The 23,068-nt window shown below is 70.7% G+C and carries 25 protein-coding genes; 8 read left to right on the top strand and 17 right to left on the bottom strand.

From position 1 onward, the window contains the following. Positions 1-188: 188 nt before the first annotated feature. From T9R20_RS01060 to T9R20_RS01040, 5 genes are all read right to left on the bottom strand, one after another. Positions 189-3,794 carry an efflux RND transporter permease subunit gene (locus T9R20_RS01060; protein ID WP_322410720.1) on the bottom strand — a complete coding sequence of 1,202 codons (3,606 nt, stop codon included), beginning with the start codon at positions 3,792-3,794 and terminating at the stop codon, positions 189-191. 125 nt (positions 3,795-3,919) lie between these two features. After that, on the bottom strand, positions 3,920-4,306 hold the full coding sequence (locus tag T9R20_RS01055; RefSeq protein ID WP_322410719.1) for a fluoride efflux transporter FluC: 387 nt from the start codon (positions 4,304-4,306) through the stop codon (positions 3,920-3,922). Next, the gene (locus T9R20_RS01050; RefSeq protein WP_322410718.1) at positions 4,303-4,731 is read right to left on the bottom strand and encodes a CrcB family protein; all 429 of its coding nucleotides are present in this window, start codon (positions 4,729-4,731) and stop codon (positions 4,303-4,305) included. Before T9R20_RS01050 ends, T9R20_RS01055 begins: the two co-directional genes overlap by 4 nt. A gap of 41 nt (positions 4,732-4,772) precedes the next feature. Continuing rightward, positions 4,773-5,738: a DNA topoisomerase IB gene (locus T9R20_RS01045; RefSeq protein ID WP_322410717.1), complete on the bottom strand. Its 966-nt coding sequence runs from the start codon at positions 5,736-5,738 to the stop codon at positions 4,773-4,775. A 23-nt stretch (positions 5,739-5,761) separates the two neighbouring features. After that, complete coding sequence (locus T9R20_RS01040) at positions 5,762-6,031, bottom strand: Rho termination factor N-terminal domain-containing protein (protein WP_322410716.1); 270 nt, start codon at positions 6,029-6,031, stop codon at positions 5,762-5,764. A gap of 240 nt (positions 6,032-6,271) precedes the next feature. On the opposite strand from T9R20_RS01040, the gene T9R20_RS01035 reads away from it, so the two are divergent. Further along, positions 6,272-6,436 carry a hypothetical protein gene (locus T9R20_RS01035; RefSeq protein ID WP_322410715.1) on the top strand — a complete coding sequence of 55 codons (165 nt, stop codon included), beginning with the start codon at positions 6,272-6,274 and terminating at the stop codon, positions 6,434-6,436. A gap of 88 nt (positions 6,437-6,524) precedes the next feature. Here T9R20_RS01035 and T9R20_RS01030 read toward each other — a convergent pair whose 3' ends face one another. Next, positions 6,525-7,292: a MerR family transcriptional regulator gene (locus T9R20_RS01030; RefSeq protein WP_322410714.1), complete on the bottom strand. Its 768-nt coding sequence runs from the start codon at positions 7,290-7,292 to the stop codon at positions 6,525-6,527. Positions 7,293-7,439: 147 nt separating this feature from the next. On the opposite strand from T9R20_RS01030, the gene T9R20_RS01025 reads away from it, so the two are divergent. Both T9R20_RS01025 and T9R20_RS01020 read left to right on the top strand, forming a co-directional pair. After that, complete coding sequence (locus tag T9R20_RS01025; protein ID WP_322410713.1) at positions 7,440-8,333, top strand: DUF4097 family beta strand repeat-containing protein; 894 nt, start codon at positions 7,440-7,442, stop codon at positions 8,331-8,333. Further along, complete coding sequence (locus T9R20_RS01020; RefSeq protein ID WP_322410712.1) at positions 8,330-8,938, top strand: PadR family transcriptional regulator; 609 nt, start codon at positions 8,330-8,332, stop codon at positions 8,936-8,938. Before T9R20_RS01025 ends, T9R20_RS01020 begins: the two co-directional genes overlap by 4 nt. A gap of 12 nt (positions 8,939-8,950) precedes the next feature. On the opposite strand, the gene T9R20_RS01015 is transcribed toward T9R20_RS01020, so the two are convergent. Next, positions 8,951-9,484: a universal stress protein gene (locus T9R20_RS01015; protein ID WP_322410711.1), complete on the bottom strand. Its 534-nt coding sequence runs from the start codon at positions 9,482-9,484 to the stop codon at positions 8,951-8,953. 162 nt (positions 9,485-9,646) lie between these two features. Between T9R20_RS01015 and T9R20_RS01010 the strand changes: the two genes are divergently transcribed. Next, on the top strand, positions 9,647-9,814 hold the full coding sequence (locus T9R20_RS01010) for a DUF3073 family protein (protein ID WP_179561265.1): 168 nt from the start codon (positions 9,647-9,649) through the stop codon (positions 9,812-9,814). A 58-nt stretch (positions 9,815-9,872) separates the two neighbouring features. On the opposite strand, the gene T9R20_RS01005 is transcribed toward T9R20_RS01010, so the two are convergent. The 3 genes from T9R20_RS01005 to purM all read right to left on the bottom strand — a co-directional run bounded on the left by T9R20_RS01005 (position 9,873) and on the right by purM (position 13,045). Further along, positions 9,873-10,262, bottom strand: coding sequence for a TIGR02611 family protein (locus T9R20_RS01005; RefSeq protein ID WP_322410710.1), 390 nt, complete (start codon positions 10,260-10,262; stop codon positions 9,873-9,875). Between the two features lie 164 nt (positions 10,263-10,426). Further along, on the bottom strand, positions 10,427-11,887 hold the full coding sequence (purF, locus tag T9R20_RS01000; protein ID WP_322410709.1) for an amidophosphoribosyltransferase: 1,461 nt from the start codon (positions 11,885-11,887) through the stop codon (positions 10,427-10,429). A 6-nt stretch (positions 11,888-11,893) separates the two neighbouring features. Continuing rightward, entirely contained in the window at positions 11,894-13,045 is a 1,152-nt protein-coding gene (gene purM / locus T9R20_RS00995; protein ID WP_322410708.1) for a phosphoribosylformylglycinamidine cyclo-ligase, read from the bottom strand. 46 nt (positions 13,046-13,091) lie between these two features. Here purM and T9R20_RS00990 point away from each other — a divergent pair, with 46 nt between their 5' ends. Next, on the top strand, positions 13,092-13,697 hold the full coding sequence (locus T9R20_RS00990; RefSeq protein ID WP_322410707.1) for a zinc-binding alcohol dehydrogenase: 606 nt from the start codon (positions 13,092-13,094) through the stop codon (positions 13,695-13,697). Between the two features lie 3 nt (positions 13,698-13,700). On the opposite strand, the gene T9R20_RS00985 is transcribed toward T9R20_RS00990, so the two are convergent. The 3 genes from T9R20_RS00985 to T9R20_RS00975 form a co-directional block, all read right to left on the bottom strand. Next, positions 13,701-14,045, bottom strand: a complete 345-nt coding sequence (locus tag T9R20_RS00985; protein WP_322410706.1) for a potassium transporter Trk — start codon at positions 14,043-14,045, stop codon at positions 13,701-13,703. 74 nt (positions 14,046-14,119) lie between these two features. Next, positions 14,120-14,551 carry a hypothetical protein gene (locus tag T9R20_RS00980; RefSeq protein ID WP_322410705.1) on the bottom strand — a complete coding sequence of 144 codons (432 nt, stop codon included), beginning with the start codon at positions 14,549-14,551 and terminating at the stop codon, positions 14,120-14,122. 111 nt (positions 14,552-14,662) lie between these two features. Further along, positions 14,663-15,016: a sterol carrier family protein gene (locus tag T9R20_RS00975; RefSeq protein ID WP_322410704.1), complete on the bottom strand. Its 354-nt coding sequence runs from the start codon at positions 15,014-15,016 to the stop codon at positions 14,663-14,665. A gap of 73 nt (positions 15,017-15,089) precedes the next feature. Between T9R20_RS00975 and purD the strand changes: the two genes are divergently transcribed. The 3 genes from purD to T9R20_RS00960 all read left to right on the top strand — a co-directional run bounded on the left by purD (position 15,090) and on the right by T9R20_RS00960 (position 18,019). Then, the gene (gene purD / locus T9R20_RS00970; RefSeq protein WP_322410703.1) at positions 15,090-16,361 is read left to right on the top strand and encodes a phosphoribosylamine--glycine ligase; all 1,272 of its coding nucleotides are present in this window, start codon (positions 15,090-15,092) and stop codon (positions 16,359-16,361) included. A gap of 158 nt (positions 16,362-16,519) precedes the next feature. Then, the gene (locus T9R20_RS00965) at positions 16,520-16,867 is read left to right on the top strand and encodes a hypothetical protein (protein ID WP_322410702.1); all 348 of its coding nucleotides are present in this window, start codon (positions 16,520-16,522) and stop codon (positions 16,865-16,867) included. Positions 16,868-17,158: 291 nt separating this feature from the next. Then, positions 17,159-18,019: a phosphoribosylaminoimidazolesuccinocarboxamide synthase gene (locus T9R20_RS00960; RefSeq protein ID WP_322410701.1), complete on the top strand. Its 861-nt coding sequence runs from the start codon at positions 17,159-17,161 to the stop codon at positions 18,017-18,019. Positions 18,020-18,038: 19 nt separating this feature from the next. On the opposite strand, the gene T9R20_RS00955 is transcribed toward T9R20_RS00960, so the two are convergent. The 4 genes from T9R20_RS00955 to T9R20_RS00940 all read right to left on the bottom strand — a co-directional run bounded on the left by T9R20_RS00955 (position 18,039) and on the right by T9R20_RS00940 (position 23,068). Continuing rightward, on the bottom strand, positions 18,039-19,616 hold the full coding sequence (locus T9R20_RS00955; RefSeq protein ID WP_322410700.1) for a hypothetical protein: 1,578 nt from the start codon (positions 19,614-19,616) through the stop codon (positions 18,039-18,041). After that, the gene (locus T9R20_RS00950; protein WP_322412217.1) at positions 19,598-20,341 is read right to left on the bottom strand and encodes an ABC transporter ATP-binding protein; all 744 of its coding nucleotides are present in this window, start codon (positions 20,339-20,341) and stop codon (positions 19,598-19,600) included. Before T9R20_RS00950 ends, T9R20_RS00955 begins: the two co-directional genes overlap by 19 nt. A 152-nt stretch (positions 20,342-20,493) precedes the next feature. Further along, complete coding sequence (locus tag T9R20_RS00945) at positions 20,494-21,525, bottom strand: LacI family DNA-binding transcriptional regulator (RefSeq protein WP_322410699.1); 1,032 nt, start codon at positions 21,523-21,525, stop codon at positions 20,494-20,496. A 43-nt stretch (positions 21,526-21,568) separates the two neighbouring features. Further along, positions 21,569-23,068 (bottom strand): GH1 family beta-glucosidase, encoded by a 1,500-nt coding sequence (locus T9R20_RS00940; protein ID WP_322410698.1) that lies wholly within the window; start codon positions 23,066-23,068, stop codon positions 21,569-21,571.

Below are 23,068 nucleotides of genomic sequence, written 5' to 3'. Positions count from 1 at the left end.
GTTCGAGATCGTGGCCTTCTCGCTGATGCTCATCTGGCTCGGCGCCCTTCCGCGAGCCCTCGCCTACCGCGCGCCCGTCGCGGCGCGGGTGATCCCCGAGACGGATGCCGCGGCCGCGCCCCGCACCGAGATCGGCGCCCTGCGCGCGGGGCCCGTTCCGGCTCGGCGCGTCGCTCGGCCGGCGCTGGTCAGCGCGGCTCGTGCCCCTCAGGGTCGGATTCCGCGTCAGGCGATCCGTCGTCAGGCGATCCACCGTCTGACATCGGCTCCCCGTCGCCGGCCTCCGCAGCCGACTCCGTCTCACCCGGTTCCGGTTCTTCAGCGCGTGCCTCGTCGCCAGGCGACGCGTCATTAGGCGCCGGGTCGGCGGCTGACTCCTCCGGGGGCATCGACGTCTCGATGTCGGGATCCTGCTCGATGATCGGCAGGTCTGCCGGCACCGAGGTCTCTTCCGGCACGACGTCGCCGTCGGCGGCATCCTCCGCGGCGGGCGAATCACCCGAAGACGGGGTCTCTACGTCGGGCGCTTCCTCGATGAGCGGCACCGCGACGGCGGCGACGGCGACGGCGCCGGTCGCAACACCCGCCTGCTGGCGCAGCTGACGGCGAGTGAGTCCCCGCGAACCGCCGGCGAGCGCACCCTCGGCGCCGGCGAACGCACCCTCGGCGCCGGCGAGTGCACCCTCGCGGGTCTGGTCGTGGTCGCCGTCGCGGAGGCGACGGCGGGCCTCGCGACGCTCCTTCGCCCCCTCGATGAGGTTGTACAGCGTCGGGAGGACGAGAAGGGTCAGCACGGTCGACGAGATGAGCCCGCCGATCACGACGACCGCGAGCGGCTGCGAGATGAACCCGCCGCTACCGGTGATGCCGAGCGCCATGGGGGTCAGGGCGAAGATCGTCGCGAGCGCCGTCATCAGGATCGGCCGGAGTCGGCGCGACCCGCCCGCAATGGTGGCGTCGAACGACGACAGCCCCTTCTCGCGGTACTGGTTCACGAGGTCGATGAGCACGATGGCGTTCGTCACCACGATGCCGATGAGCATCAGCACGCCGATGAGCGACGGGACCCCCAGCGGGATGCCGGTGACGACGAGCAGCAGGATCGCTCCGGTCGCCGCGAAGGGAACCGAGATCAGCAGCTCGAGCGGCTGCCGGAGCGACTTGAACGTCGCGACCATCACGATGTACACGATGAGGATCGCCGCGAGGAGCGCGAGGCCGAGCTGGGTGAAGGCGTCCTGCTGCTCGGAGACCACGCCGCCGAGGTCGGCGTCGGCGCCGGTGGGCAGGTCGACCTCGGCCAGCGCCTCGGTCACCGTCGCCGAGGCGACGTTGAGGTCGTCGGTCGACGGGGTCACCGTGACGGTGGCGGTGCGCTGGCCGCCCTCGGTGGTGATCGACGCCGGACCCGTCGACGGCTCGACGGTGGCGATCTGCTCGAGCGGGACAGGCCCCGTGGCGCTCGGAACCTGCAGCTGGCGCAGCTCGTCGATCGTCAGCGGTGTGTCGGCGGCGGTCAGATAGACCGTCAGCGACGTGCCGTCGATCTCGACGGTGCCCACCGACTGCGGCTGCATGGCCGCCGAGACGATGCCGCCGACCGCGACCTCCGAGAGGCCGAGGGCCGCCGCGGCGTCGCGATCGACCGTCACGGCGATGAAGGGCAGCGACGAGGAGAGGTTGTTGGAGATCTGCCCGATGCCCTCACGGCCGTCCAGCCCCGCCACGACGGCGTCGGTCGCCTCCTGCAGGGTCGCGGAGTCGGGCGCGGTGACGTCGATCTCGATGTCGGTCGACCCGAACCCGCCCTGCGCCGCAGAGACGGTGATCGTGCCGGCGTCGTCGAGCTCGGACACGCGCTCCTGGACCTCTTCACGGAGGGCCACCTGGTCGACGTCGTCGGCGGTGGTGATGGAGTAGGTGATACCCGTGCCGCCGCCGGCGAAGGCATCCTGGAGCGGGGATCCGCTGGAGCCGATCGAGACCTGCACGGTCTGGATGCCGTCGATGTCGGTGAGGATCGCCTCGACCTCCTCGGCGGCGGCGCTCTCGGCATCCAGGCTCGGAGCGGGGCCGATGTCCTGCGTCATCGTGAAGGTGTTCTGGCCGGAGTCGCCGAGGAAGTTCGTCTTCATGAACGGCACCGCCGCGACCGTTCCGCCGAGGACGAGGACGGCGATGAGCAGGGTGACCCACGAGTGCCCGAGCGTCCAGCGCAGGATCGGCAGGTAGGCCTTCTGCAGGCGGCTGGGGGGTGCGGCCGGGTCTTCGGGGTCGATCGCGCGGCCGGCCTCGTCGAGGATCGGCTTGCCGGGTCGGAGGAACCAGTAGGCCAGGACCGGCACGATCGTGAGGGCTACGAACAGCGATGCCAGGAGCGCGATGGTGGTCGTCAGGGCGAACGGACGGAACAGCTCGCCGGTGACGTCGCCGACGAAGGCGATCGGGAGGAACACCGCCACCGTGGTGATGGTCGACGCGGTGATCGCGGTCGACACCTCTCGGACCCCGAGGAGGATCGCGGCCTTCTTGTCGGCGTCGCCGACGTAGTGGCGCTTGATGTTCTCGATCACGACGATCGAGTCGTCGACCACGCGGCCGATCGCGATCGTGAGCGCGCCCAGGGTGAGGATGTTCAGCGAGTACCCGAACGCCTGCAGCCCGATGAAGGTGATGAGCACGCTCGTGGGGATCGAGATCGCCGTGACCAGCGTCGAACGGATCGAGAGCAGGAAGACCAGGATGACGAGGACGGCGAAGACGAGTCCGAGCGTGCCCTCGACAGCGAGGGTCTCGATGGACTTCTGGATGTAGGGCGCCTGGTCGAAGACGACGGTGAACTCGGCGCCGCCGATGGCGTCCTCGAGGTCGGGGAGCGCGGCGAGCACGCCCTGCGACACCTCGACGGTGTTCGCGGCGGGGAGCTTCGTGACCGCGATCGTGAGGGCGGGCTCGCCGTCGACCCGCGAGATGCTCGTCACCGGGTCTTCGGCCTGCTCCACCGTCGCGACGTCGCCGATCGTGACGGTTTCCCCACCGAACTGCGCCGCGTCTGACGGCACCAGCGGCAGTGCGGCGATGTCGTCGACCGAGCCGAGCTTGACCCCCGTCTGCACCGTGAGGGTCTCGTCGTTCTCGGTGATCTCGCCGCCCGGGAACAGCACGCCGTTCTGGTCGAGCGCGTCGCGGATCGCCTGCTGGCTGAACCCCGCGGCGGCGAGCGCCGCCTGATCGGGGGTGATGCTGATCCGCTGCCCCGTGCCGCCGACGATCTGGGCGGTGTTGACGCCCTCGACATCTTCGAGCTCGGGCACCACGCTCGTCTCGAGCTGAGACTGGATGGTCTCCTCGTCGTCGTAGCCGGTGACGGCGAGCTGGATGACGGGGAAGTCGTCGATGCTGGCGCTCAGCACGTTCGGGTCGAGGCCGTCGGGCAGCTGGCTCTCGATGCGGTTGATCGCCTGCGTGATCTTCTGCTCCGCGGTGGCGAGGTCGGTGCCGTAAGTGAACGAGGCCTGCACGACCGACGCGTTCGTCGTGCTCGTCGCGGTGGTGGACTCCAGGCCGGGAACGGCCTGGATCGCCGTCTCGATCGGCGTGGAGACATCGGTGTTCACCACCTCCGGCGAGGCGCCGGGGTAGGTCGAGACGATGATGAGCGTCGGGAACTCGATCGACGGGATGAGCTCCTGCTTGAGGCTGTTGAGCGCGATGCCGCCGAACAGGGCCGCCACGATCGTGATGAGCGCGATGAGCGCGCGGTTCTTCAGGCTCAGGACGGCGAGATTCGACATGAGCTGCTTTCTGCAGGAGACACCGGATGCCGCGACCCGGCGTTCCGCGAATGCTGTGACGGAGGCGCCGGCGCGTCGATACGGGAATGTATCGGCCGCCTCAGTATCTCACCCGCGCGGTGACGTCAGCCTGTGAGGACGGTGCCGAGGAGGAGGCCCGCACCGGCGGCGGCGACGCCGGCGAGCAGCGTCCCGATCACGTTGCCGAGAGCGAGCCGCCATCGCCCGCGCTCGGCGATCAGCACCGTCTCGACCGACACCGTGCTGAAGGTCGTGTACGCCCCGAGGAAGCCGACCCCGACCACCGTCGCGACGGTGTCATCGAGGGCGAGCGCCGCGCCCGTGAGAAGACCGAGCAGGAACGAACCCGACACGTTCACCAGCAGGATGCCGAGCGGGAACGTGCGCCGCCAGGCGCGCTGGACGAGGGTGTCGACGACGTAGCGCGCACCGGCACCCAGGGCACCGGCCACGAGGAGGAGCAGGAAGGCGAGGGGATCGACGGCGTTCACTCGGCCTCCCGCGGCGCATCCGAGCCCGGCCGCCCACCGGTGATCCGCCGGCCGACCACGAGCCCCCCGAGCGCGGCGAGGAGGCCGAGGAGCAGCGAGGCCAGCGTGAGCAGCACGGCCGCGGCCGCGGCATCCGTCGCCAGCTGCGCCGTCTGGACGGCGAAGGTGCTGTAGGTCGTGAAGCCGCCGAGAATGCCCGTGCCGGCGAAGGCCCGCAGTCGCGGGCGGTGATCGCCGAGAACGGCGACGACGACCCCGAGCATGAGGGATCCGACGACGTTCTCGACGAGCGTGACGGCGACGGCCCCCTCGCGTCCCGCGCTGAGCACCGGCAGGAGGAGCAGGGCCCGAAGGCCCGCACCGATCGCACCGCCGGCCATGACGGCGAGAAGCACATCAGGGCGGATGCGCGGTCGAGCGGGCACCCGGCCACAGTACCCGCCGCGCGCCGCGCGACACGGTGGCGTCAGCGGCCGGTCAGCAGCTGCCGGATCGCCGATTCGGGCGAGATCGTGAGGTCGAGCAGACGGCCCCGGTCGTACCGCGCGAACACCTTCGGATCGATGTAGCTGCTGCGCGCGACGGCGGGGGTGTTGCCGAGCGCCTCGGCGGTGGCGCGCACGGCGAGCTTCTCGGCGCGCTTGCGGTCGCGGGCGGTGTCGACCGTGCCGATGCGGGCGAGAGCCTCGGCGGCCATGATCGTCCCCCGCAGGGTGCGGAAATCCTTCGCGGTGAACCGGCCGCCCGTGAGGGCCCGCACGTGGTTGTTCACGTCGGCGGGCGTGAGCGGCACGCGTCGACGGCCGCGCTGGTACGACAGCAGCGCCGAGCGCGGGCGCCCGGCGCTGAGCTCTGCGATGACCTCGGCGAGCTCTTCGTCGTCGATCCGGATCAGGGCGCGCTGCCCGCTCTTCGCGGGGAACGACAGGGTGATGACGGGTCCGTCCGTCGTCGCGTCGCGCCGCTGCAGCGTCGTGAGGCCCCGGCTGCCGTGCCGCTCGAGGTATCGCGCCGACCCGATCCTCGGCGCGCCCTCGTCGAGAAGACGGAACGACACCGCCAGCACCTTCTCGCGGCTGAGATCGTCACGGCGGAGTGCCGTCGTCACCTTGGCTCTCGCGCGCGGCAGCGCCTCGGCCAGGGTGAGGGCGCGGGCGAACTTGCCGCGATCGCGGCGCTCGCGCCACTTCGGGTGGTAGAGGTACTGGCGCCGCCCCGCCTCGTCGACGCCGACCGCCTGGATGTGGCCCATGGGCTCGCTGGAGATCCACACGTCCTGCCAGGCCGGGGGGATCACCAGCTGATGGATGCGCTCGCGATCCTCCTCGGGAGCGGATGACCCGTGGATGTCGACGTAGCGGAAGCTCGAGCCCGAGCGCACGCGGCGATAGCCGGGATCGTCGCCGGGACGCACCCGCACCAGTCGCGCCACCCGTCGCCCCTCCGCCGTCGCGGTCAATGGTTGCGGAGCATCGAGATGAGCTCCGCCTTCTTCTTCTTCGAGTATCCCGACAGCCCGAGCTCCTTCGCGCGACCGCGGAGTTCGGCGACGGTCCAGTCCTCGTAGTTGCCGGATTCGCCGCCGCGGCGGCCGACGGTCTTCCGCCCGTCGCGGGCGGCGGCGTTGGAGATGCGCGCCGCCTTCTCTTTGGACGCGCCGTCCTTGCGGAGCTCCTCGTAGAGCTCGGGGTCCTTCAGGCTGGATGAGCCTCGTCCCTGGGGCATGTCGCCTCCCTCCGCGGGTCGGCAAGGCGCCCGCATCGCCGACGCTAGGGCGACGGCCGTCGCCGCGCAGCGGCTTGACAACCCCGGGAGCGCGGGATATCCGTCGCCTCGCGGCTACACCGCGTGCGGGACGACGTCAAGCCCCTGCTGGCCGCGTCAGCGGAGTGTCAACCTGGGAAAGTGCCGAATGGCACCCGGCGCACCCGACACTGGTCGCCGGTTACGGACAAGGAGAGCCCCATGAACCTCGCCCTCATCATCATCATCGTGGTCGCGATCGTGCTCGCCATCGTCGGCGGGCTGAACACCGCTCTTCAGTGGCTGCTGTGGGTCGCGCTCATCGTGGGCGTCATCGCCCTGATCGCGTTCCTGTTCCGCGTCATCACCGGCAGCCGCCGAGCCTGACGCGCAACCCGTCCCTCCGGGGGCAGCACGCACAGAAGGATGCCCGGGGCCTCGGCCCCCGGCATCCTTCTGTCGTTTCATCGGGCGATCACAGCGCGGTGTCCGCGTAGTGCAGGAGCGCGTCGCGCACGAATTCCGCACCCGCTGATCCACCGTCGCGGGTCGCGTAGTTCGCCGCGAAGCGCGGGTCTGCCACGTACATATCGGCAAGCCCGCGCAGATAGCCGCCGAACTCCGCCGGCGTCCCGCCCGGTGTGCCCGGAACGCCGCGCAGCCACTGCGCGTGCCGCTCGGCCAAGGCCTGCGCCTCTTCGCCGTCGGGAGCGATGCCGCGTTCGGCGGCATCCGCCCACGCGCGGGCGAGCGCGGCAGTCCGGTCCTGCCAGGCCGCCTTCTCGTCGGGGCTCATGCCCCGCCACCAGCTGTCGCTCTGGGCATAGGCGTCGGCGCCCCAGCGCTGTTCGACCTCCTCCCGGTAGCGAGTGTGGTCGAATCCGTCGAACATGTTCTCTGCCATCAGTTCTTCACCTCCTCTCAGGGCGTGGATGGTCGCCTGCACCGACGCGATCTGGCGCGTCAGGCGATGCTGCTCCTCGCGCAGCCAGGCGAGGTGACCCTCGAGGGCGTCCTGCTCGTTCGTCTCGCGATCGAGCACCTCGCCGATCTGGGCGAGACCCAGACCGAGATCGCGCAGGAGCAGGATCCGCTGCAGACGCACGAGCGCCGGCCGGTCGTAGTACCGGTAGCCGTTGGTGCCGACGCGCGACGGCGGGAGCAGCCCGATGTCGTCGTAGGGCCGCAGCGTGCGACTGGTCGTCCCCGCGGCGCGGGCGATCTCTTGGATGGACCATTCCATGGCGCGTCCTCCCTTCGAGATCGACCGTAGAGGTTGACGCAGCGTCAAGGTCAAGCGGCGAAATGACCGGAGAACCTTCCCCTTTCGAGATATATCGTGTTAGCCTCGGGCCAACGAGATATATCGCGTCTCACCCATGGAGGAATCATGAGTCTGGAGAAGTGGATCATCCACCCGGGCGAATCCCGCGTCATCGACCTCGAGCACGTCCGCGCGCTCAAGATCGGACTCGTGGGTGGCCAGATCGACGTCGTCGCCCACGACGAGCCCGGCGCCCGCATCGAGGTGCACTCCGTCACCGTCAAGGACCTGCGCATCGAGGTCACGAGCGACGGCGCCGAGGGGAGCATGGTCGAGATCGACCACCCGCAGCTGCGCTGGGACAACTTTCTCGAGGTGTTCCGCAACTTCGGAGCCGGCGGCCCGCGGGCCGAGATCAGCGTGGCCGTCCCCCGTTCGGTCGCGGTCAATCTCGGTGTCGTCAGCGCCAGTGCGCTCGTCACCGGGCTTCGCACCGACGCGCGCCTGAACACCGTGTCGGGCGACATCATCGTCGACGGGCACGCCGGCGACCTCACCGCCAACGCCGTGTCGGGCGACCTGCAGGTGCGCGAACTCGTCGGCGGCCTTACGGCCAACAGCGTTTCGGGAGACGTGACCGTCACCGGCGAGCTGCGCAAGGCCACGATCGACACCGTGTCGGGAGCGATGCTGGTCGATTCGTCAGGCAGCGTCCACAGCGTCAACCTGAACACCGTCAGCGGCGATGCCACGATCCGCATCGATGAGACGCTCCCTGCCAACTACGTCGTCCGCAGCGTCAGCGGACGCGTCCAGATCGACGGCGTCGTCCGCTCGGGGCGCGGACCGACCAATCACAGCGGCTCCTCCGGTGAGCTCAGCGGACGGTTCGTCGACATCCGGGCCAACTCCGTCTCGGGCGATATGACGGTGCTGCGCCGCACACCGCGCGTGGCCCCCGCCGAAACGGCCGGCCAGGTGGAAGGCGTCGACGATCGCCGTATGGAGGACGGGTCATGACACCGGTGTTCTCGCACGGCGACCTGCGTCTGTACCTGCTGAACCTCCTCGATGAGGGCCCCCGCCACGGCTACGACGTGATGCAGGCCCTCGCCGATCGCACGGGCGGCACGTACACGCCGAGCGCCGGGACCATCTATCCGCGGCTGGCCAAGCTCGAGGAGGAGGGGCTCGTGACCAAGTCCGTCGACGGCCGCAAGACCGTCTACGAGATCACCGAGGCCGGCCGCGCCGAAGTGCGCGCCCGCGCCAGCGACCTCGAGGGGATCGAAGCCGGCCTCAGCGACTCGGTGCGACTGATCGCCGAGGGCGTGCGCGGAAACGTCCGCGAGGCGATGAAGAGCCTCCGGGCGGATCTGGCCGCCGCCCGTGTCGACGAACGCGCGGGCGAGCAGACCCGGACGGCATCGGATGACCCGCGCGGACGCAATCGCGAACAGCTCCACCGCGCCGACGCGGCGCTCACCGAGTTCCGCGCCCGGGTCCGGGGCGACCTGAGGACGCATGTCGCGCGCGGCGGCGAGCTCCCGTCATCCGTCGTCGATCAGCTCACCGACGACCTCGACCGGATCTCGCGCGAGATCATCCGCGCGCTGCGCGGCTGACCCGCCCGACCGTCACGCCGGCCAGATCTCCTCGTCCTCGGGCACCGGCTCGCCCAGGGGGACGACGAGGATCGGCCGGCGCTGACGGTGGGCGAGGCGGGCCGCGACCGATCCGGTGAAGAACTCGCGGATCGACTCGCCGATCCCGCGCTTGCGCGTGCCGACGACGAGGAGCTTGGCGTCGATCTTGTCGGCGAAGTGCTTGATGGCCAGCGCCGGGTCGCCGACGAGCTGATGCACCCGCCAGTCCACCCCGTGCCCGTCGAGGGCGCCGGCAGCCGCCTGCTCGATCAGCTTCAGATCGGCCTCACCGGACGCGATGTTGATGTCGATGGGGGCGGAATGGACGTAGCCGTCGGGATCCTCGTACGTCACGAAGCGGGTGACATCGACGTGCACCACGACGAGGGGCACCCCGAGGAGCTTGGCGTAGCGGCCGGCCTCGGTGAGGACGCGAGGCGACTGACCGGGGATCACCCCAGCGATGACCGCTCCGTGCACCGCCGCGATATCGATCCCCGCGGTCTGAGATTCCGCCTCGCTCATATATCCTCGTTTCACCAGTCGTGGGGCCGCCGGTCGGGCGGGGCGCCGTGATATTCTGAATGCTACTCTTGCCGGTTCGTTGCCGGATTCGTGATTGCCCGGGTAACCGTCGCGGAAAGCCCGCGCACAACAGCCCGCGGCTCAGACATGAGGGGGTCTCGCATGGGGCGTGGCCGACAGAAGGCGAAGAACACCAAGATCGCCCGTGAGCTCAAGTACGACATGCAGAGCATCAACTACTCTGCGCTCGAACGTGAGCTCGGCTCCCCGACTCGTGAAGACGAGTACGTCGACAAGTGGGCGGACGAGTACGAGGACGAGAAGGCCTGACAGCTCGGAGCCTCCGCCGTACGTCGACGTCTGCTTCTTCTGCGCGCCCTGACGCCTGTTACGCCCGGCGCGCCGCGCGCTGCGCGCGGTACTGACGCCACCACGCCCAGAATCGGTCGAGCTGCCGCTTGAGCCATCCCGCGATGCGCCGCGCCCAGTGGAACTCCGTGCCGAGGATCGCCAGCCCGAGGAACACCACCAGCCAGCCGGGACCGGGGAGCGGAACGAGGATCAGTCCGCCGAGGGCCAGGACCCCGCCGAAGAGGGCGACGCCGACGCGGTAGAGCCGCTCGAGGAGAGGATGCCCCGCCATCCAAGAGCGCACGCGACGCAACGTCCTGCGGATGGGCCTGTCGGGCCGTTCGGCGTCGGCGATCTCGCTGCGGATCTCGCGCTCGAGTCCGTCGGCGTCAGTCGGGTGCGGGTCGGGGTTCGCGGATGCGGACACCCCTCGACCGTAACAATCCCGCTCGCGAAAGCCCTGAGAGGCCGGTGAGCAGAGGCCCGACGCCGCATCGCACAGTCACAGAATCACGCGAACGCCACACCGGCAGGGCGTTCGGGTGTAGAAACGGCGCGATTCTGGGACCGCGGCGGCGACCGGCGCGGCGGTCAGCTCTCCTGCGAGCCCTCCACCCAGGCGAGGTACTCCTCGGTCACCGTGCCGGTGACGTAGCGGCCGTCGAAGCAGCTCATATCGAGGTCGTCGACGTCCGAGCCCTCGAGGATGGCCGCTTTCAGGTCTTCGACCTCCTGGTAGACCATGTAGTCCGCGCCGAGCTCTTCGGCGATCTCGGGAATCGTCCGCCCGTGGGCGACGAGCTCGAGACGTGAGGGCATGTTGATGCCGTAGACGTGGGGGTAGCGCACCGGCGGAGCGGCCGACGCGAAGGTGACGGTCTTCGCCCCGGCATCCCGGGCCATCTGGATGATCTCCTTCGACGTCGTGCCGCGCACGATGGAGTCGTCGATGAGGAGCACGTTCTTGCCCTTGAACTCGCTCGACATGGCGTTGAGCTTCTGGCGCACGCTCTTCTTGCGCACCGCCTGCCCGGGCATGATGAACGTCCGGCCGATGTAGCGGTTCTTGTAGAAGCCCTCGCGATACTCGATGCCGAGTTTGCGCGCGACCTGCATCGCCGCCGGGCGCGAGGAGTCGGGGATCGGCATGACCACGTCGATCGCCCCGGGCGGGGTGTACTTCGCGATGGTGTCGGCGAGGCGCTCCCCCAGACGCAGGCGCGCCTCGTACACCGAGATGCCGTTCATGATCGAGTCGGGCCGGGCGAGGTAGACGTACTCGAACGAGCACGGCACCAGCTTCGGGTCCGACGCGCACTGGCGGGTGTGCAGGCGCCCGTCGAGGTCGATGAACACCGCCTCGCCGGGATCGACGTCGCGCACCACCTCGAACTCGCCGTTCTCGAGCACGAGGCTCTCACTGGTCACGACCCACTCGTAGTGGCCGTCGTCGTGACGGCGGGTGCCGAGGATGAGGGGGCGGATCCCGAACGGGTCGCGGAACGCGAGCAGACCGTGCCCCGCGATGAGCGCGATCGCCGCGTACGACCCCTCCACCCGCTCGTGCACGCGCGTGACCGCGTCGAACACCTGGTCGGGGTCGAGGTCGGGCCCCGAGATCGTGGACTGCAGCTCGCCACCGAGCACGTTCACCAGCAGCTCGGTGTCGCTCGAGGTGTTCAGGTGCCGGCGGTCCTTGTGGAAGAGCTCGTCGGTCAGTTCGCGCGTGTTGGTGAGGTTGCCGTTGTGGATCAGCACGATGCCGTAGGGGGCGTTGACGTAGAACGGCTGCGCCTCCTCTTCGCTCGAGGCCGTGCCCTTGGTGGCGTACCGGACGTGCCCCAGTCCGATGGTGCCGAGGAGTGCACGCATGTCGCGGGTGCGGAAGGCCTCGCGTACCATCCCGCGCGCCTTGTGCATGTGGACGGCACCGCCCGGCTCGGCCGTGGCGATGCCCGTGGAGTCCTGCCCCCGATGCTGGAGGAGCAGGAGCGAGTCGTAGATCTCCTGGTTGACGCTCCCGCGCCCGACCATCCCGACGATTCCGCACATGGGGGGTTACTTCGCTCCGATCCGGGGGATGCCGCCGTACGAGCCGACCAGGCGCACGGCGCCCCCGTCGACGCCCTTCGCGCCCTGCTCGAACTCGCCGTCCGGGCGGGGCCCGTCGCCGACGACGCCGACCTGCCAGGTCGCGATGCCGGTGCGCGCGAGCGCCGCGGTCGCGGCATCCGCTCTCTCGGGGGCGACGACGGCGAAGAATCCGATGCCGAGGTTCCAGGTGCCCTCAGTGGTGGTGAGCGAGAGGTCGCCGAGCTCGGCGAGCACCCGGAACACCGCGGGGGGCTCCCACGTCGAGCGGTCGACCTCGACCCAGCTCCCGCGCGGCAGCACGCGGGCGAGGTTGGCGGCGAGGCCGCCGCCGGTGACGTGGCTGAGGGCGTGCACGCCGTCGCCGACCTCGTCGACGAGGTCGAGGAGCGGCCGGGTGTAGAGCCGGGTCGGCTCGAGCAGGGCCTCACCCCAGGTCATCCCGAAATCGGCGGCGTTGTCGCCGTAGCCGATCCCGGCGCCGGCGACGATGTGACGGATGAGCGAGTACCCGTTCGAGTGCGGTCCGCTCGATGCCAGCGCGAGGACGACATCGCCCGGGCGCACGCGCTCGGGACCGAGGACGGCGGATGCCTCGACGACACCGGTCGCGGCACCGGCGACGTCGTAGTCGTTCGGGCCGAGGAGCCCCGGGTGCTCGGCGGTCTCGCCGCCCACCAGCGCGGCGCCGGTCTCGCTGCAGCCGCGGGCGATGCCGGCGACGATGTCGGCGATGCGGGACGGGACGACCTTGCCGCAGGCGATGTAGTCGGTCATGAACAGCGGTCGCGCGCCGACCACGGCGATGTCGTCGATGACCATCCCGACGAGGTCGAGGCCGATGGTGTCGTGCTTGTCGATCGCCTGCGCGATCGCGACCTTCGTCCCCACGCCGTCGGTGCTCGTCGCCAGCAGCGGCCGCTCGTAGCCGCGCAGCGCGGAGGCGTCGAAAAGTCCGGCGAAACCGCCGACCCCGCCCTGCACCTCGGGGCCGTGCGTGCGCGCGACGGCGCCCTTCATCAGCTCCACCGCCAGGTCGCCCGCGGCGGTGTCGACGCCGGCGGCTGCGTAGGGATTCTCGGGAGAAGAGGGGGAAGTGTCGCCAGTGATGCGGTCCACCCGCTCAGCCTACCCGCGCCGAAACAGCGGCCCCTACACTGGCGACATGGGCGGTACCGGCGGTCCGGAGTGGCTGATCCGCGAGGACGCGGGTCGGCCGGTGCTGATCGCCCTCTACGTGCGGCAGGCCCTGGGCATCCGCTCGCCCGACGAGCTGCCGCCGCTGCGCGGCATCCCTCCCCGCATCAGCGGTCGCAGCGAACGCTCGCAGGCGCTGCTGGAGCGGCAGTGGCGGGAGTTCTGGGCGCTCACGGTCGAACCGCAGGCCCACCCGTCGCCGGTGCCGCTCGATCTCGTGGACGGCTTCGGTGTGTACGTCGCCCTGCCCACGGAGGGGATGGACGAGCTGCGTGACGCGATCCAACCGCACGCCGACGACGCCGTCGCCTACGCCGAAGACGCGCACAGCCGCTACAGCCGCGACGCCGGGTCGCACAGCGCCTACCGCGCGTACGCCAGCGCGATCGCCGAGCACGAGCGCCAGGTCGGTCGCCGGGCGCACTCGTTCGAGCTGAACGTGCAGGTGCTGCCGCTCGCCCAGCGGGGGGTGTGGTGGATCGGGTCTCTCACGATCGCCGTCACCGACGGGCTTCGCGGCGACATCGCGGCGTTCGACACCGCGATCCACCCGATCATCGCCGAGCTGGCGTGAGGATCAGTCCTCGCGGGTGAGGCTGTGGTCCACGCGCACCTGGCGTGTCCGCCGCCCCGAGGTGCGGTCGAGGATGAGGGCGATCCCGCCCATCACCGCCAGCCCGACGGGGATGAAGATCAGCAGCAGGAATCCGAACACCTGACCGCTGGAGTACTCCAGGCCCGTGTTCTCGCTCACCTGGGCGGAGCCGTTGAATCCGAAGGTGAGGATGAGGGCGGTGAGGATGCCGAGGGCGGCGCCCGCGAGCAGGAAGGCGGAGTACTTCGGCGATCGGCGCACCGTCACCGTCTCGAGCTCGTCCCGGGCGGGGGGACGGAGGTCGGGGCGACGCGGCTCATCTGCCATGCTCCCTATTCTCCCACTCCCCCGTTCGGGCGGCGTCGGGTTGCGGCGGGGCGGCTGGTTCAGCAGGGGTGCGCTCAGCGTGGCCGCTTCTTCGGGTCGGGGTCGGCGGGACGCCACGGCGGCGGATCATCGGAGACGGGGCGGCGGAGGTCGTCGACGAGCGTGGTGTCGCGCTGCGCCTGCAGCATCCGCCGGCGCCTGCTGATGACGGCGTCGACGACAAGCACCACGAGCGCGGAGACGAGCAGACCGAGGCCGGCGAAGACGACGCTCAGCACTCCGGCGACACGGAATGCGCCCCCGAGACTGTCGGCGGCCGGCCCGCCCGGGTTGCCCACGAAGACGTAGAGAAGGGCCAGCCCAACACCCGACAGCACGCCGATGACGAGGAAGCGGCCGTAGCGCGGCGAGCGATGGACGACGGCCGGAATCCGCTCCTCATCGACGACGTGTTCGTCGTCGGGGTTCGAGGGCCAGCCGTCGCGGCCGGCGCGGCCGCGCGCCATGCCCTCATTGTGGCACCGGCCCGGGGGTGGAGGGGCCGCGGGGTGGAACGGCCGCGGGGGTGCGGGAGGGTCGCGGTGCGAGACGGCCGGAAGCGAGCGGGGGCCGGGCGGTCAGGGCCGCAGCGGCAGGAGCGCGCTGATGTCGGCGCGGACTCCGGATGCCTGGATGCGCCCGGCCGCCGCGGCATCGGCCCACTGCTCGGCGCCGGTGGCGAGGGCGATCCACGTCGCGGCACCCATCTCCACCACGTTCGGCGGAGTGCCGCGGGTGTGGCGGGGACCCTCGATGACCTGCACCGCACCGAAGGGCGGCACGCGCACCTCGACCGAGTGACCCGGCGCCTTCTCGGCGAGAAGCTGCAGCAGGTACCGCACCGCCGTGGCCTGGGCCGGACGCGGCGCCCCCGGCAGGCTCGCCGCGTCGAGGGCGGCGCGGCCCTCGTCGGTCGTGATCTTCCGCGGCATCCCTCCACCGTACGCCGGACGCCCACCGGCGCAGCCCTCCGCGGCGTCACGGCCCCCTCGCTAGGCTGGCCGGGTGAGAATCCTGGTCCTCGGCGCGGGAGCCCGCGAGCATGCCATCGTCCTGGCCCTCGGTAGCGAGGAGGAGCGGCACGAGATCTTCGCCGCCCCCGGCAACGCCGGCATCGCGCGCGACGCGACCATCGTCGACCTCGACCCCGACAGCCCCGCCGCGGTGATCGGGTTCGCGCTGGCCGAGAACATCGATCTCGTCGTGATCGGCCCCGAGGCACCCCTGGTCGCCGGGGTCGCCGACGCGGTGCGCGAGCGCGGCATCCCCGCCTTCGGGCCGGGTCGCGCCGCGGCGCGGCTCGAGGGGTCGAAGGCCTTCGCGAAGCGGATCATGGAGGCAGCCGGCGTCCCGACCGGACGCGCCACGCGCGCCCGCACCCTCGACGAGGTGTCCGCCGCCCTCGACACCTTCGGCGCCCCGCACGTCGTGAAGGCCGACGGCCTCGCCGCCGGGAAGGGCGTCATCGTCACCGATGACCGCGCCGCCGCGCTCGCCCACGCCGAGACGTACCTGCCGACAGGCCCGGTGCTGATCGAGGAGTTCCTCGCCGGGCCCGAGGTCTCGCTGTTCTTCCTCAGCGACGGCGACAGAGTGCTGCCCCTCAGCCCCGCCCAGGACTTCAAGCGCCTCGCCGACGGCGACGCCGGCCCGAACACCGGGGGCATGGGCGCGTACTCGCCGCTGCCATGGCTCGCCGAGCGCTTCGGCACCGAAGACGCGTTCGTCGACCTCGTGACGAGAGAGGTCGCCGCCCCCGTCATCCGGCAGCTGGATGCCGAGGGCACCCCGTTCATCGGACTGCTCTACGCCGGCCTCATCGTCACCGACAGCGGCGTGAAGGTCATCGAGTTCAACGCGCGATTCGGCGACCCCGAGACGCAGGTCGTGCTGCCCCGGCTGGCCGACCCCCTGTCGGAGCTGCTGCTCGCCGCCGCCTCGGGACGGCTGGAGGGCGTCTCGCGCCCCCGGTTCACCGACGACAAGGCCGTCACCGTGGTGCTCGCGAGCGAGGGGTACCCCGAGCGACCGATCACCGGCCGGACGATCGAGGGGACGGATGCCGCGGCGGGCGTCGCGGGAGTGCACCTCGCCCATGCCGCGACCCGCGCCGACGGTGACGACGGTGACGACCTCGTGGCCACCGGCGGCCGGGTGCTGAACGTCGTCGCCGTCGCGCCCACCTTCGCCGAGGCGCGCGACCGCGCCTACGACGCGATGAGCCGCATCGCGCTCGAGGGCGGGCAGTTCCGCACCGACATCGCCGCACAGGCCTGACCGCGGCGGTCGTCGGGCGAGCTTGGCCCCCGGTCGTTGAGCGAGCGCAGCCCCCGGTCGTTGAGCGAGCGCAGCGAGACGAAACGCCCCCCACCCGTTTCGACTCGTCGCTCCGCTCCTTCCTCGACGCCTCCGCCGCATGTCACTACGGTGCGTCTATGAGTGAGACCGAGCGCGCGGCGGCCAAGCGGCGCGGCCACGATCTGTTCGACCCGATCGCGGAGCGGCACCTCGCCCACGACGGAGTCGACATCGGACCGATCTTCGGATCGGAGGGACTGCGCATCCGCGGCAAGATCTTCGCGTTCCTCAGCTTCGACGGGCAGCTCGTCGTGAAGGTGCCGGCCGAGCGCGCGAGCGAGTTGGTCGCGACGACACCCGCGCGCCGCATGGTGATGCGCGAGCGCGAGATGAAGGAGTGGCTCTTCTTCGAGCAGACGGATGCCGCGCTGTGGCCGGCCGCGGTCGACGAGGCGTTCACCTACGTCGACCGCATCACCCCCTAACCCCGCGGCGTGCGCGGTCTCGGCACCGCAACGGTCGTTGAGCGAGCGCAGCAAAACGAAACGCCCTCCGCCCGCGCGGCGCGTTTCGACTCGTCGCTCCGCTCCTCGCTCAACGACCGGACTCACCGAGACACCATTCCCCGGCCGAAACCCACCGCGCCGCGTGGCGTCTCGACCGCGAAGGTGGGTCTCGGCGCCGCAACGGGCGTTGAGCGAGCGCTTCGAGACGAAACGCACCCCACCGCAACGACCCGGGCGGGCGCCCGTGGCGGACGTCGGGATAATGGGCGGGTGACCCTCCCCTCAGAGCTTCCCGGCTGGCGGCACGTCTACTCCGGCAAGGTGCGCGACCTGTACCTCCCCGCCGAGGGGCCGGAAGACCGGATGCTGGTGGTCGCCAGCGATCGGGTGAGCGCCTTCGATCACGTGCTCTCCCCCGGCATCCCCGGCAAGGGCGAGCTGCTCACGCGGCTGAGCCTGTGGTGGTTCGATCAGCTGGGCGTTCCGAACCACCTGCTCGACGGCGAGATCCCCGATGCGGTGCGCGCGCGGACGATGCTCACGCGGCGTCTTGACATGCTGCCGGTGGAGTGCGTCGTCCGCGGCTACCTCGCGGGGTCGGGCTGGGCGGAGTACCAGCAGCAGGGCACCGTCTGCGACATCCCCCTCCCCACCGGCCTCCGAAACGGCGACCGCCTGCCCGAGCCCCTCTTCACCCCCGCGTACAAGGCACCGCTCGGCGAGCACGACGAGAACATCTCGTTCGACCGCACCGTCGACCTCGTCGGGCGCACCCGCGCCGAGGGGCTTCGCGACGCATCGCTCGACATCTACCGCCGCGCGGCGGACATCGCCGAGGAGCGCGGTCTCATCCTCGCCGACACCAAGTTCGAGTTCGGCGTCGACGACGAGGGCGTGCTGCGCCTGGCGGATGAGGTGCTCACGAGCGACTCGTCGCGCTACTGGGACGCCGGCGCCTGGGCGAGCGGCACCACGCCCGCGGAGCGCATGGCGAGCTTCGACAAGCAGATCGTGCGCGACTGGCTCGCCGCGAACTGGGACCGCACCGGCACCCCGCCCGAGCTCCCCACTGAGATCGTCGAACGCACCGCCGCCCGCTACCGCGAGCTGATCGACCGCCTCACCGCCTGAGCGCGGCCGCCGGCGCGACTCACGCGTTGCGCATCGCCTTCAGCCGCGACAGCAGCACCGGTCCGGTGCGGTCGAGGGTGCGCCCGCCGACGATCATCCCGGCGGCGAAGACGACCGCGCCCATCACCAGTCCGATGAGGCCGGCGACGAGCCCCAGCACCGCATTGCCCGTGAAGAACGCGATGAGCGCCGTCACCACCGACGGGGCCGACAGCACGATGGCCACGAGCCAGATGCCCATGAAGGCCAGTCCCTGCACGAAGGTCACCCCCGGCACCCGCTTGAAAGGGTTGTCGCCCGGTGCGGCGACGGGCACGACGAACTGCGCGGAGGTGATGGCGCAGACGCCGTACGAGATGCCGAGCACGCCGAGGCTCGCCCCCAGGACGGCGGGCGCCTGCGTCCACTCGCCCGAGAACACGAAGGGCAGGATGGTGCCGGCGAGGGTCAACGGCAGCGCGAGCGTCGCGGCGGCGAGGGTGCGGCCGTACCGGTCGGCGCGCCCCGAAACACCGGTCGCCAGCTGCGTGCCGAAGGCGGTGCCGTCGTAGGAGATGTCGGCGTAGATCACGATGCCGATCACCAGCGCGATGAGCAGGCCGCTCCAGCTGACCGCGCCGAGCGCGTCGCCGCCGCGGGCGTAGAACCACAGGATGATCGGCACGAGCGGCACGACGATGAGCTGACGCAGGTATCGGGGGTCGCGCAGCCAGTAGGTCAACGACCGCGCATAGATCGCACCGAAGCCCCCCGTCGGCACCCGCCCGAACCATCCCAGCGCGCCGGGCTTGGCCGCCGCGCCGCCGGCGTTGCGCGGTCTCACCAGGGCGTCGCCGAGCGCTCGACGCCACAGCACCCACAGGATCACGACGGTGCCCACGGCGATGAGGAACTTGACCAGACCGGGGAGGAAATCACCGGCCGCGGCAGCGGCCGGGATCGCCCAGGCCGCACCGAGCGGCGTCCACGAGACGACCTCGACCGCGACCGAGACCGTGTCGATGTTCAACGCCAGGCCCGTGGTGACGGCGATGATGATCGGGCCGGCGAGCACGAGCGGGATGAAGATCAGCACCCCCGCGATCTCGCGGAACCGCCGGCCGCCGCTGAGCCCCACCGCGAGCGCCGCCATGGTGCGCGACGCGATGACCGCGGTGAGGATCGAAAGCGGTGCGGCGACGACCCAGGCCGCGAGCGACGCGGGGGTCCGCACCCAGGTGGCGACGGTGGCCAGGGTGGCCAGGGAGGTCACGATGCCCGGGATGCCGCACACCCCCGCGAGGGTGAGCGCGACCATCATCCGGTCCACCGTCATCGGGAACGTGACCAGCCGGTCGGGCTCGAGCGTGGTGTCGACCCCGGCGACGAGGATCGGGCCGAGCACCCATCCCAGCGTGACCAGGGCGCCGACTCCCACGACGACGGCCGAGGCGAGATCGAGCGGAGCCGAGCCGAGCAGCACGAGACCGATGACGACGCCCCCCAGCATCCCGAGCCCGTAGACGCAGCCGAAGAGGAACCCGACGAGCTGCCAGGGGCTCCGCGCGAGCTGGTTGCCCAGCACCCGGAAGCGCAGCCTCAGGAGTGTCGCAACCATTCCGGCCCCTCCCCGTGGCGGCGGCCACCGACCAGGTCGACGAAGCGGTCCTGCAGCGACTGCCCCGCCCGCACGTCGTCGACCGTGCCCGCGACGAGGAGGCGACCGCCCGCGACGACGGCCACGTGGTCGCACATGCGCTGGACGAGATCCATCGAATGGCTCGAGACGATGACGGTGCCGCCGGTGGCGACGTACCCGGTGAGGATGTCCTGGATGTTCGCCGCCGACACCGGATCGACCGATTCGAACGGCTCGTCGAGGACGAGCACGCGCGGCGCGTGGACGAGCGCGCAGGCCAGGGCGATCTTCTTCGTCATGCCCGCCGAGTAGTCGACCACGAGCACCCCGGCGGCCTCGGTCATGTCGAGGAGCGACAGCAGGTCGGCCGTGCGCCGCGCGATCTCGTCATGCGGCAGACCGAAGAGCATGCCGGTGTAGGTCACCAGCTGCTCGCCGGTGAGGCGGTCGAAGAGCTTGACGCCGTCCGCGAGATTTCCGAGCATGCGCTTGGCTTCAACCGGATTCCGCCAGACGTCGACCCCGTGGATGAAGGCCTGCCCGGCATCGGGCTGAAGGAGCCCGGTCGCCATCGACAGCGTCGTGGTCTTGCCGGCGCCGTTGGGTCCGACCAGGCCGTAGAACGACCCCGTCGGCACAGTGAGGGAGAGCCCCTCGACGGCGACCTTTTCGCCGAAGCGCTTGTGCAGACCGGTCAGCTGCATCGCCACGGAGGGCGGTGCGGTGGTGCGGAAATCGTTCACATCACTCCCTCCGTCAGCACGCCGGTATACCGGCGCCCGTACAGCATTCCGGAAACCGCTCGCCCTGGCAAACCGAGAGGAGCGGTCGGAACCCGAGGTATGAGACCCGCCGTTCAGGTCGAGTCGCGCACCACCAGTTCGGTGCCGAGGATCGTCGCGTGCGGCGGGTTCCTCCCGGCCAGCAGGTCGAGGAGGACGCCCGCCATCTGCTCGCCCTGCTGGAGCGAGGGCTGCCGCATCGTCGTCAAGGCAGGCTGCACGGCCACCGCGATGGGCGAGTCGTCGAACCCGACCACGGCGACGTCGTCGGGAACGCGGCGTCCGGTGCGACGCAGTACCTCGACGGCGCCCTGAGCCATGAGGTCGCTGGCGATGAACAGCCCGTCGAACGGCACCCCGCTGTCGATGATCCGCTCCATCGCACGCATCCCACCGTCGGTCGTGAAGTCGCCGTCCTCGACCGCGGCCTCGCTGAGCCCCGCCTCAGCCAGCGCCTGCCGGAACCCCGCAAGCCGATCCAGACCCGCAGCCATCGTCAGAGACCCCGTGATGGTCGCGATCCGGCGCCGATCTTTCCCGATCAGGTGCGCCGCGGCATCCTTCCCCCCCTGCAGGTTGTCGACGTCGACGTAGTAGTCCAGCGGGCCGAGCCGGGGCGGTCGGCCGCCGTACACGACCGGCAGAGAGCTGGCGATCCGATCGAGGAACGTATCGCTCGTGTGATGCGACACCACCACAGCGCCGTCGACCGACCCGCTCCGCAGGTAGCTCGTGGTCTTGTCGCCCGGATCGTCGCTGGCGATGAAGAGGTTCAGCACGTAGTCGGAACGACTCAGACGGCGATTGATGCCCGACACGATCGCCGCGAAGAAGGGATCGCCGAAGAAGCGGGTCGTGTCCTCGGGGACGATGAGAGCGACCGCGTGGGTCTGACGGCTGGCCAGCGAGCGGGCGGCGCGATTGGGCACGTAGTTCAACTGGGCGATGGCGCGCCGCACCGCCTCGAGAGCCGTCGGGCTCACCGCCGTCGAGCCGTTGACCACGCGTGACACGGTGGAGCGCGAGACTCCGGCCGCCGCGGCGACCTCCTCGATGGTTGCGGCAGCCCGTGCGGTGTCGGTGCTGATCGCCGGTGTGACGCTCATGGGATGCCTCCTTGCCCGCGGGGCACCCGCCTCGCGGTCGACGCTACGACGAGACCTCCGGGTGGATGTCGTCGAGCTCTCGTGCTGCGATGATACGGCGGTACTCTCGGCCGGAGTCCTTCACCGTGCGCACCTGGGTGTCGTAGTCGACCCGGACGATGCCGAAACGCTTCTCGTAGCCCCACGCCCACTCGTAGTTGTCGAGCAACGACCAGTAGAAGTAGCCGCGGACGTCGACACCGGCCTCGACGGCGTCCAGGACCGCGCCGAGGTGCGCGCGGAGGAACGCCGACCGCTCGGCATCCGGAACGCGCGTCTCACCGTCGACGACGATGACCTCGTCGTCGTAGGCGGCGCCGTTCTCGGTGACGAACAGTGCGACCCCGGCCGGCTGGGCGTACTCGTCCCACGTGCGGCGCAGCAGACGCGTCAGCCCGTCGGGCTGCACCTCCCAGTTCATCGCGGTGCGGGCGAGCCCGCGATCGTGCCAGAAGATCCCATCGGATGCCGGGAACGGCGAACCGGTCTCGCGGTCGGTCGGGGCGTCGCCGCGCGGCGGCGGGACGACCGGCGGCGTACCTCCGACGAGCTCGCCGTGGTAGTAGTTCACGCCCAGGGTGTCGATGGGCGTGCTGATCGCGTCGAGGTCGCCGGGGCGCACCGCCGCCTCGAGGACGGCGACGGCGGCGGCATCCCGCTTCTCGAAGTCCGAGAGGATGTCGGCCGGATACCGGCCCCGGAAGAGGGGGTCGAGGAACCAGCGGTTGAACTGCCCGTCGATACGACGTGCCGCGTCGACGTCGGCCGGGTCGGTCGGATCAGCGGGATCGGCCACCGTGAGGTTCAGGGTGATGCCGAGGGTCAGCGACGCATCCCGCGCGCGGAGCTCCCGAACGGTCTGTCCGTGCCCGAGGAGCAGGTGATGCGCGGCGAGCATGCCCTCGCTCATGCTGAAGTGCCCCGGGGCGTGGATCCCCGCCGTATAGCTGAGGAACGACGCGCACCACGGCTCGTTGAGCGTGGTCCAGACGTTGACCCGGTCGCCGAGTGCGTCGTGCATGTCGAGCGCGTACTCGGTGAAGCGGTCGGCCGTGTCGCGGTTCGCCCAGCCGCCCCGTTCCTGCAGCGCCTGCGGAAGGTCCCAGTGGTAGAGCGTCAGCCAGGGGAGGATGCCGGCGTCGAGCAGCTCGTCGGCGAGGCGGCGGTAGAAGTCGACTCCGGCGGGGTTCACGGCCCCGCCGTCCGGTCGCACGCGTGACCAGGAGGTGGAGAAGCGATAGGTCTGGAGGCCCATCTCCTTCATCAGCGCCACGTCGTCGCGGTAGCGGTGGTAGTGGTCGCACGCCACGTCGCCGTTGTCGCCGTTGATGACAGCGCCGGGAACACGGCTGAACGCGTCCCAGATGGAGTCGCGTCGTCCGTCCTCGTGCGCGGCACCCTCGATCTGATACGCCGCGGTGGCAGCGCCGAAGAGGAAACCGGGCGGGAAGGCGCGTGGGCCCGTGACGTCGAGGCGAGGATCCTCGGTGAGGTCGATGGTCAT

Source organism: Microbacterium invictum (assembly GCF_034421375.1).
Taxonomy (GTDB): domain Bacteria; phylum Actinomycetota; class Actinomycetes; order Actinomycetales; family Microbacteriaceae; genus Microbacterium; species Microbacterium invictum_A.
This window is presented reverse-complemented; position numbering and strand designations above follow the sequence as displayed.

Coding starts and splice junctions, on each gene's coding strand:
- T9R20_RS01060 (WP_322410720.1), bottom strand. CDS start 3,794: ATGTCGAATCTCGCCGTCCTGAGCCTGAAGAACCGCGCGCTCATCGCG.
- T9R20_RS01040 (WP_322410716.1), bottom strand. CDS start 6,031: ATGCCCCAGGGACGAGGCTCATCCAGCCTGAAGGACCCCGAGCTCTAC.
- T9R20_RS01035 (WP_322410715.1), top strand. CDS start 6,272: ATGAACCTCGCCCTCATCATCATCATCGTGGTCGCGATCGTGCTCGCC.
- T9R20_RS01030 (WP_322410714.1), bottom strand. CDS start 7,292: ATGGAATGGTCCATCCAAGAGATCGCCCGCGCCGCGGGGACGACCAGT.
- T9R20_RS01025 (WP_322410713.1), top strand. CDS start 7,440: ATGAGTCTGGAGAAGTGGATCATCCACCCGGGCGAATCCCGCGTCATC.
- T9R20_RS01020 (WP_322410712.1), top strand. CDS start 8,330: ATGACACCGGTGTTCTCGCACGGCGACCTGCGTCTGTACCTGCTGAAC.
- T9R20_RS01015 (WP_322410711.1), bottom strand. CDS start 9,484: ATGAGCGAGGCGGAATCTCAGACCGCGGGGATCGATATCGCGGCGGTG.
- T9R20_RS01010 (WP_179561265.1), top strand. CDS start 9,647: ATGGGGCGTGGCCGACAGAAGGCGAAGAACACCAAGATCGCCCGTGAG.
- purF (WP_322410709.1), bottom strand. CDS start 11,887: ATGTGCGGAATCGTCGGGATGGTCGGGCGCGGGAGCGTCAACCAGGAG.
- T9R20_RS00990 (WP_322410707.1), top strand. CDS start 13,092: ATGGGCGGTACCGGCGGTCCGGAGTGGCTGATCCGCGAGGACGCGGGT.
- T9R20_RS00985 (WP_322410706.1), bottom strand. CDS start 14,045: ATGGCAGATGAGCCGCGTCGCCCCGACCTCCGTCCCCCCGCCCGGGAC.
- T9R20_RS00980 (WP_322410705.1), bottom strand. CDS start 14,551: ATGGCGCGCGGCCGCGCCGGCCGCGACGGCTGGCCCTCGAACCCCGAC.
- T9R20_RS00975 (WP_322410704.1), bottom strand. CDS start 15,016: ATGCCGCGGAAGATCACGACCGACGAGGGCCGCGCCGCCCTCGACGCG.
- T9R20_RS00965 (WP_322410702.1), top strand. CDS start 16,520: ATGAGTGAGACCGAGCGCGCGGCGGCCAAGCGGCGCGGCCACGATCTG.
- T9R20_RS00955 (WP_322410700.1), bottom strand. CDS start 19,616: ATGGTTGCGACACTCCTGAGGCTGCGCTTCCGGGTGCTGGGCAACCAG.
- T9R20_RS00950 (WP_322412217.1), bottom strand. CDS start 20,341: ATGCAGCTGACCGGTCTGCACAAGCGCTTCGGCGAAAAGGTCGCCGTC.
- T9R20_RS00945 (WP_322410699.1), bottom strand. CDS start 21,525: ATGAGCGTCACACCGGCGATCAGCACCGACACCGCACGGGCTGCCGCA.
- T9R20_RS00940 (WP_322410698.1), bottom strand. CDS start 23,068: ATGACCATCGACCTCACCGAGGATCCTCGCCTCGACGTCACGGGCCCA.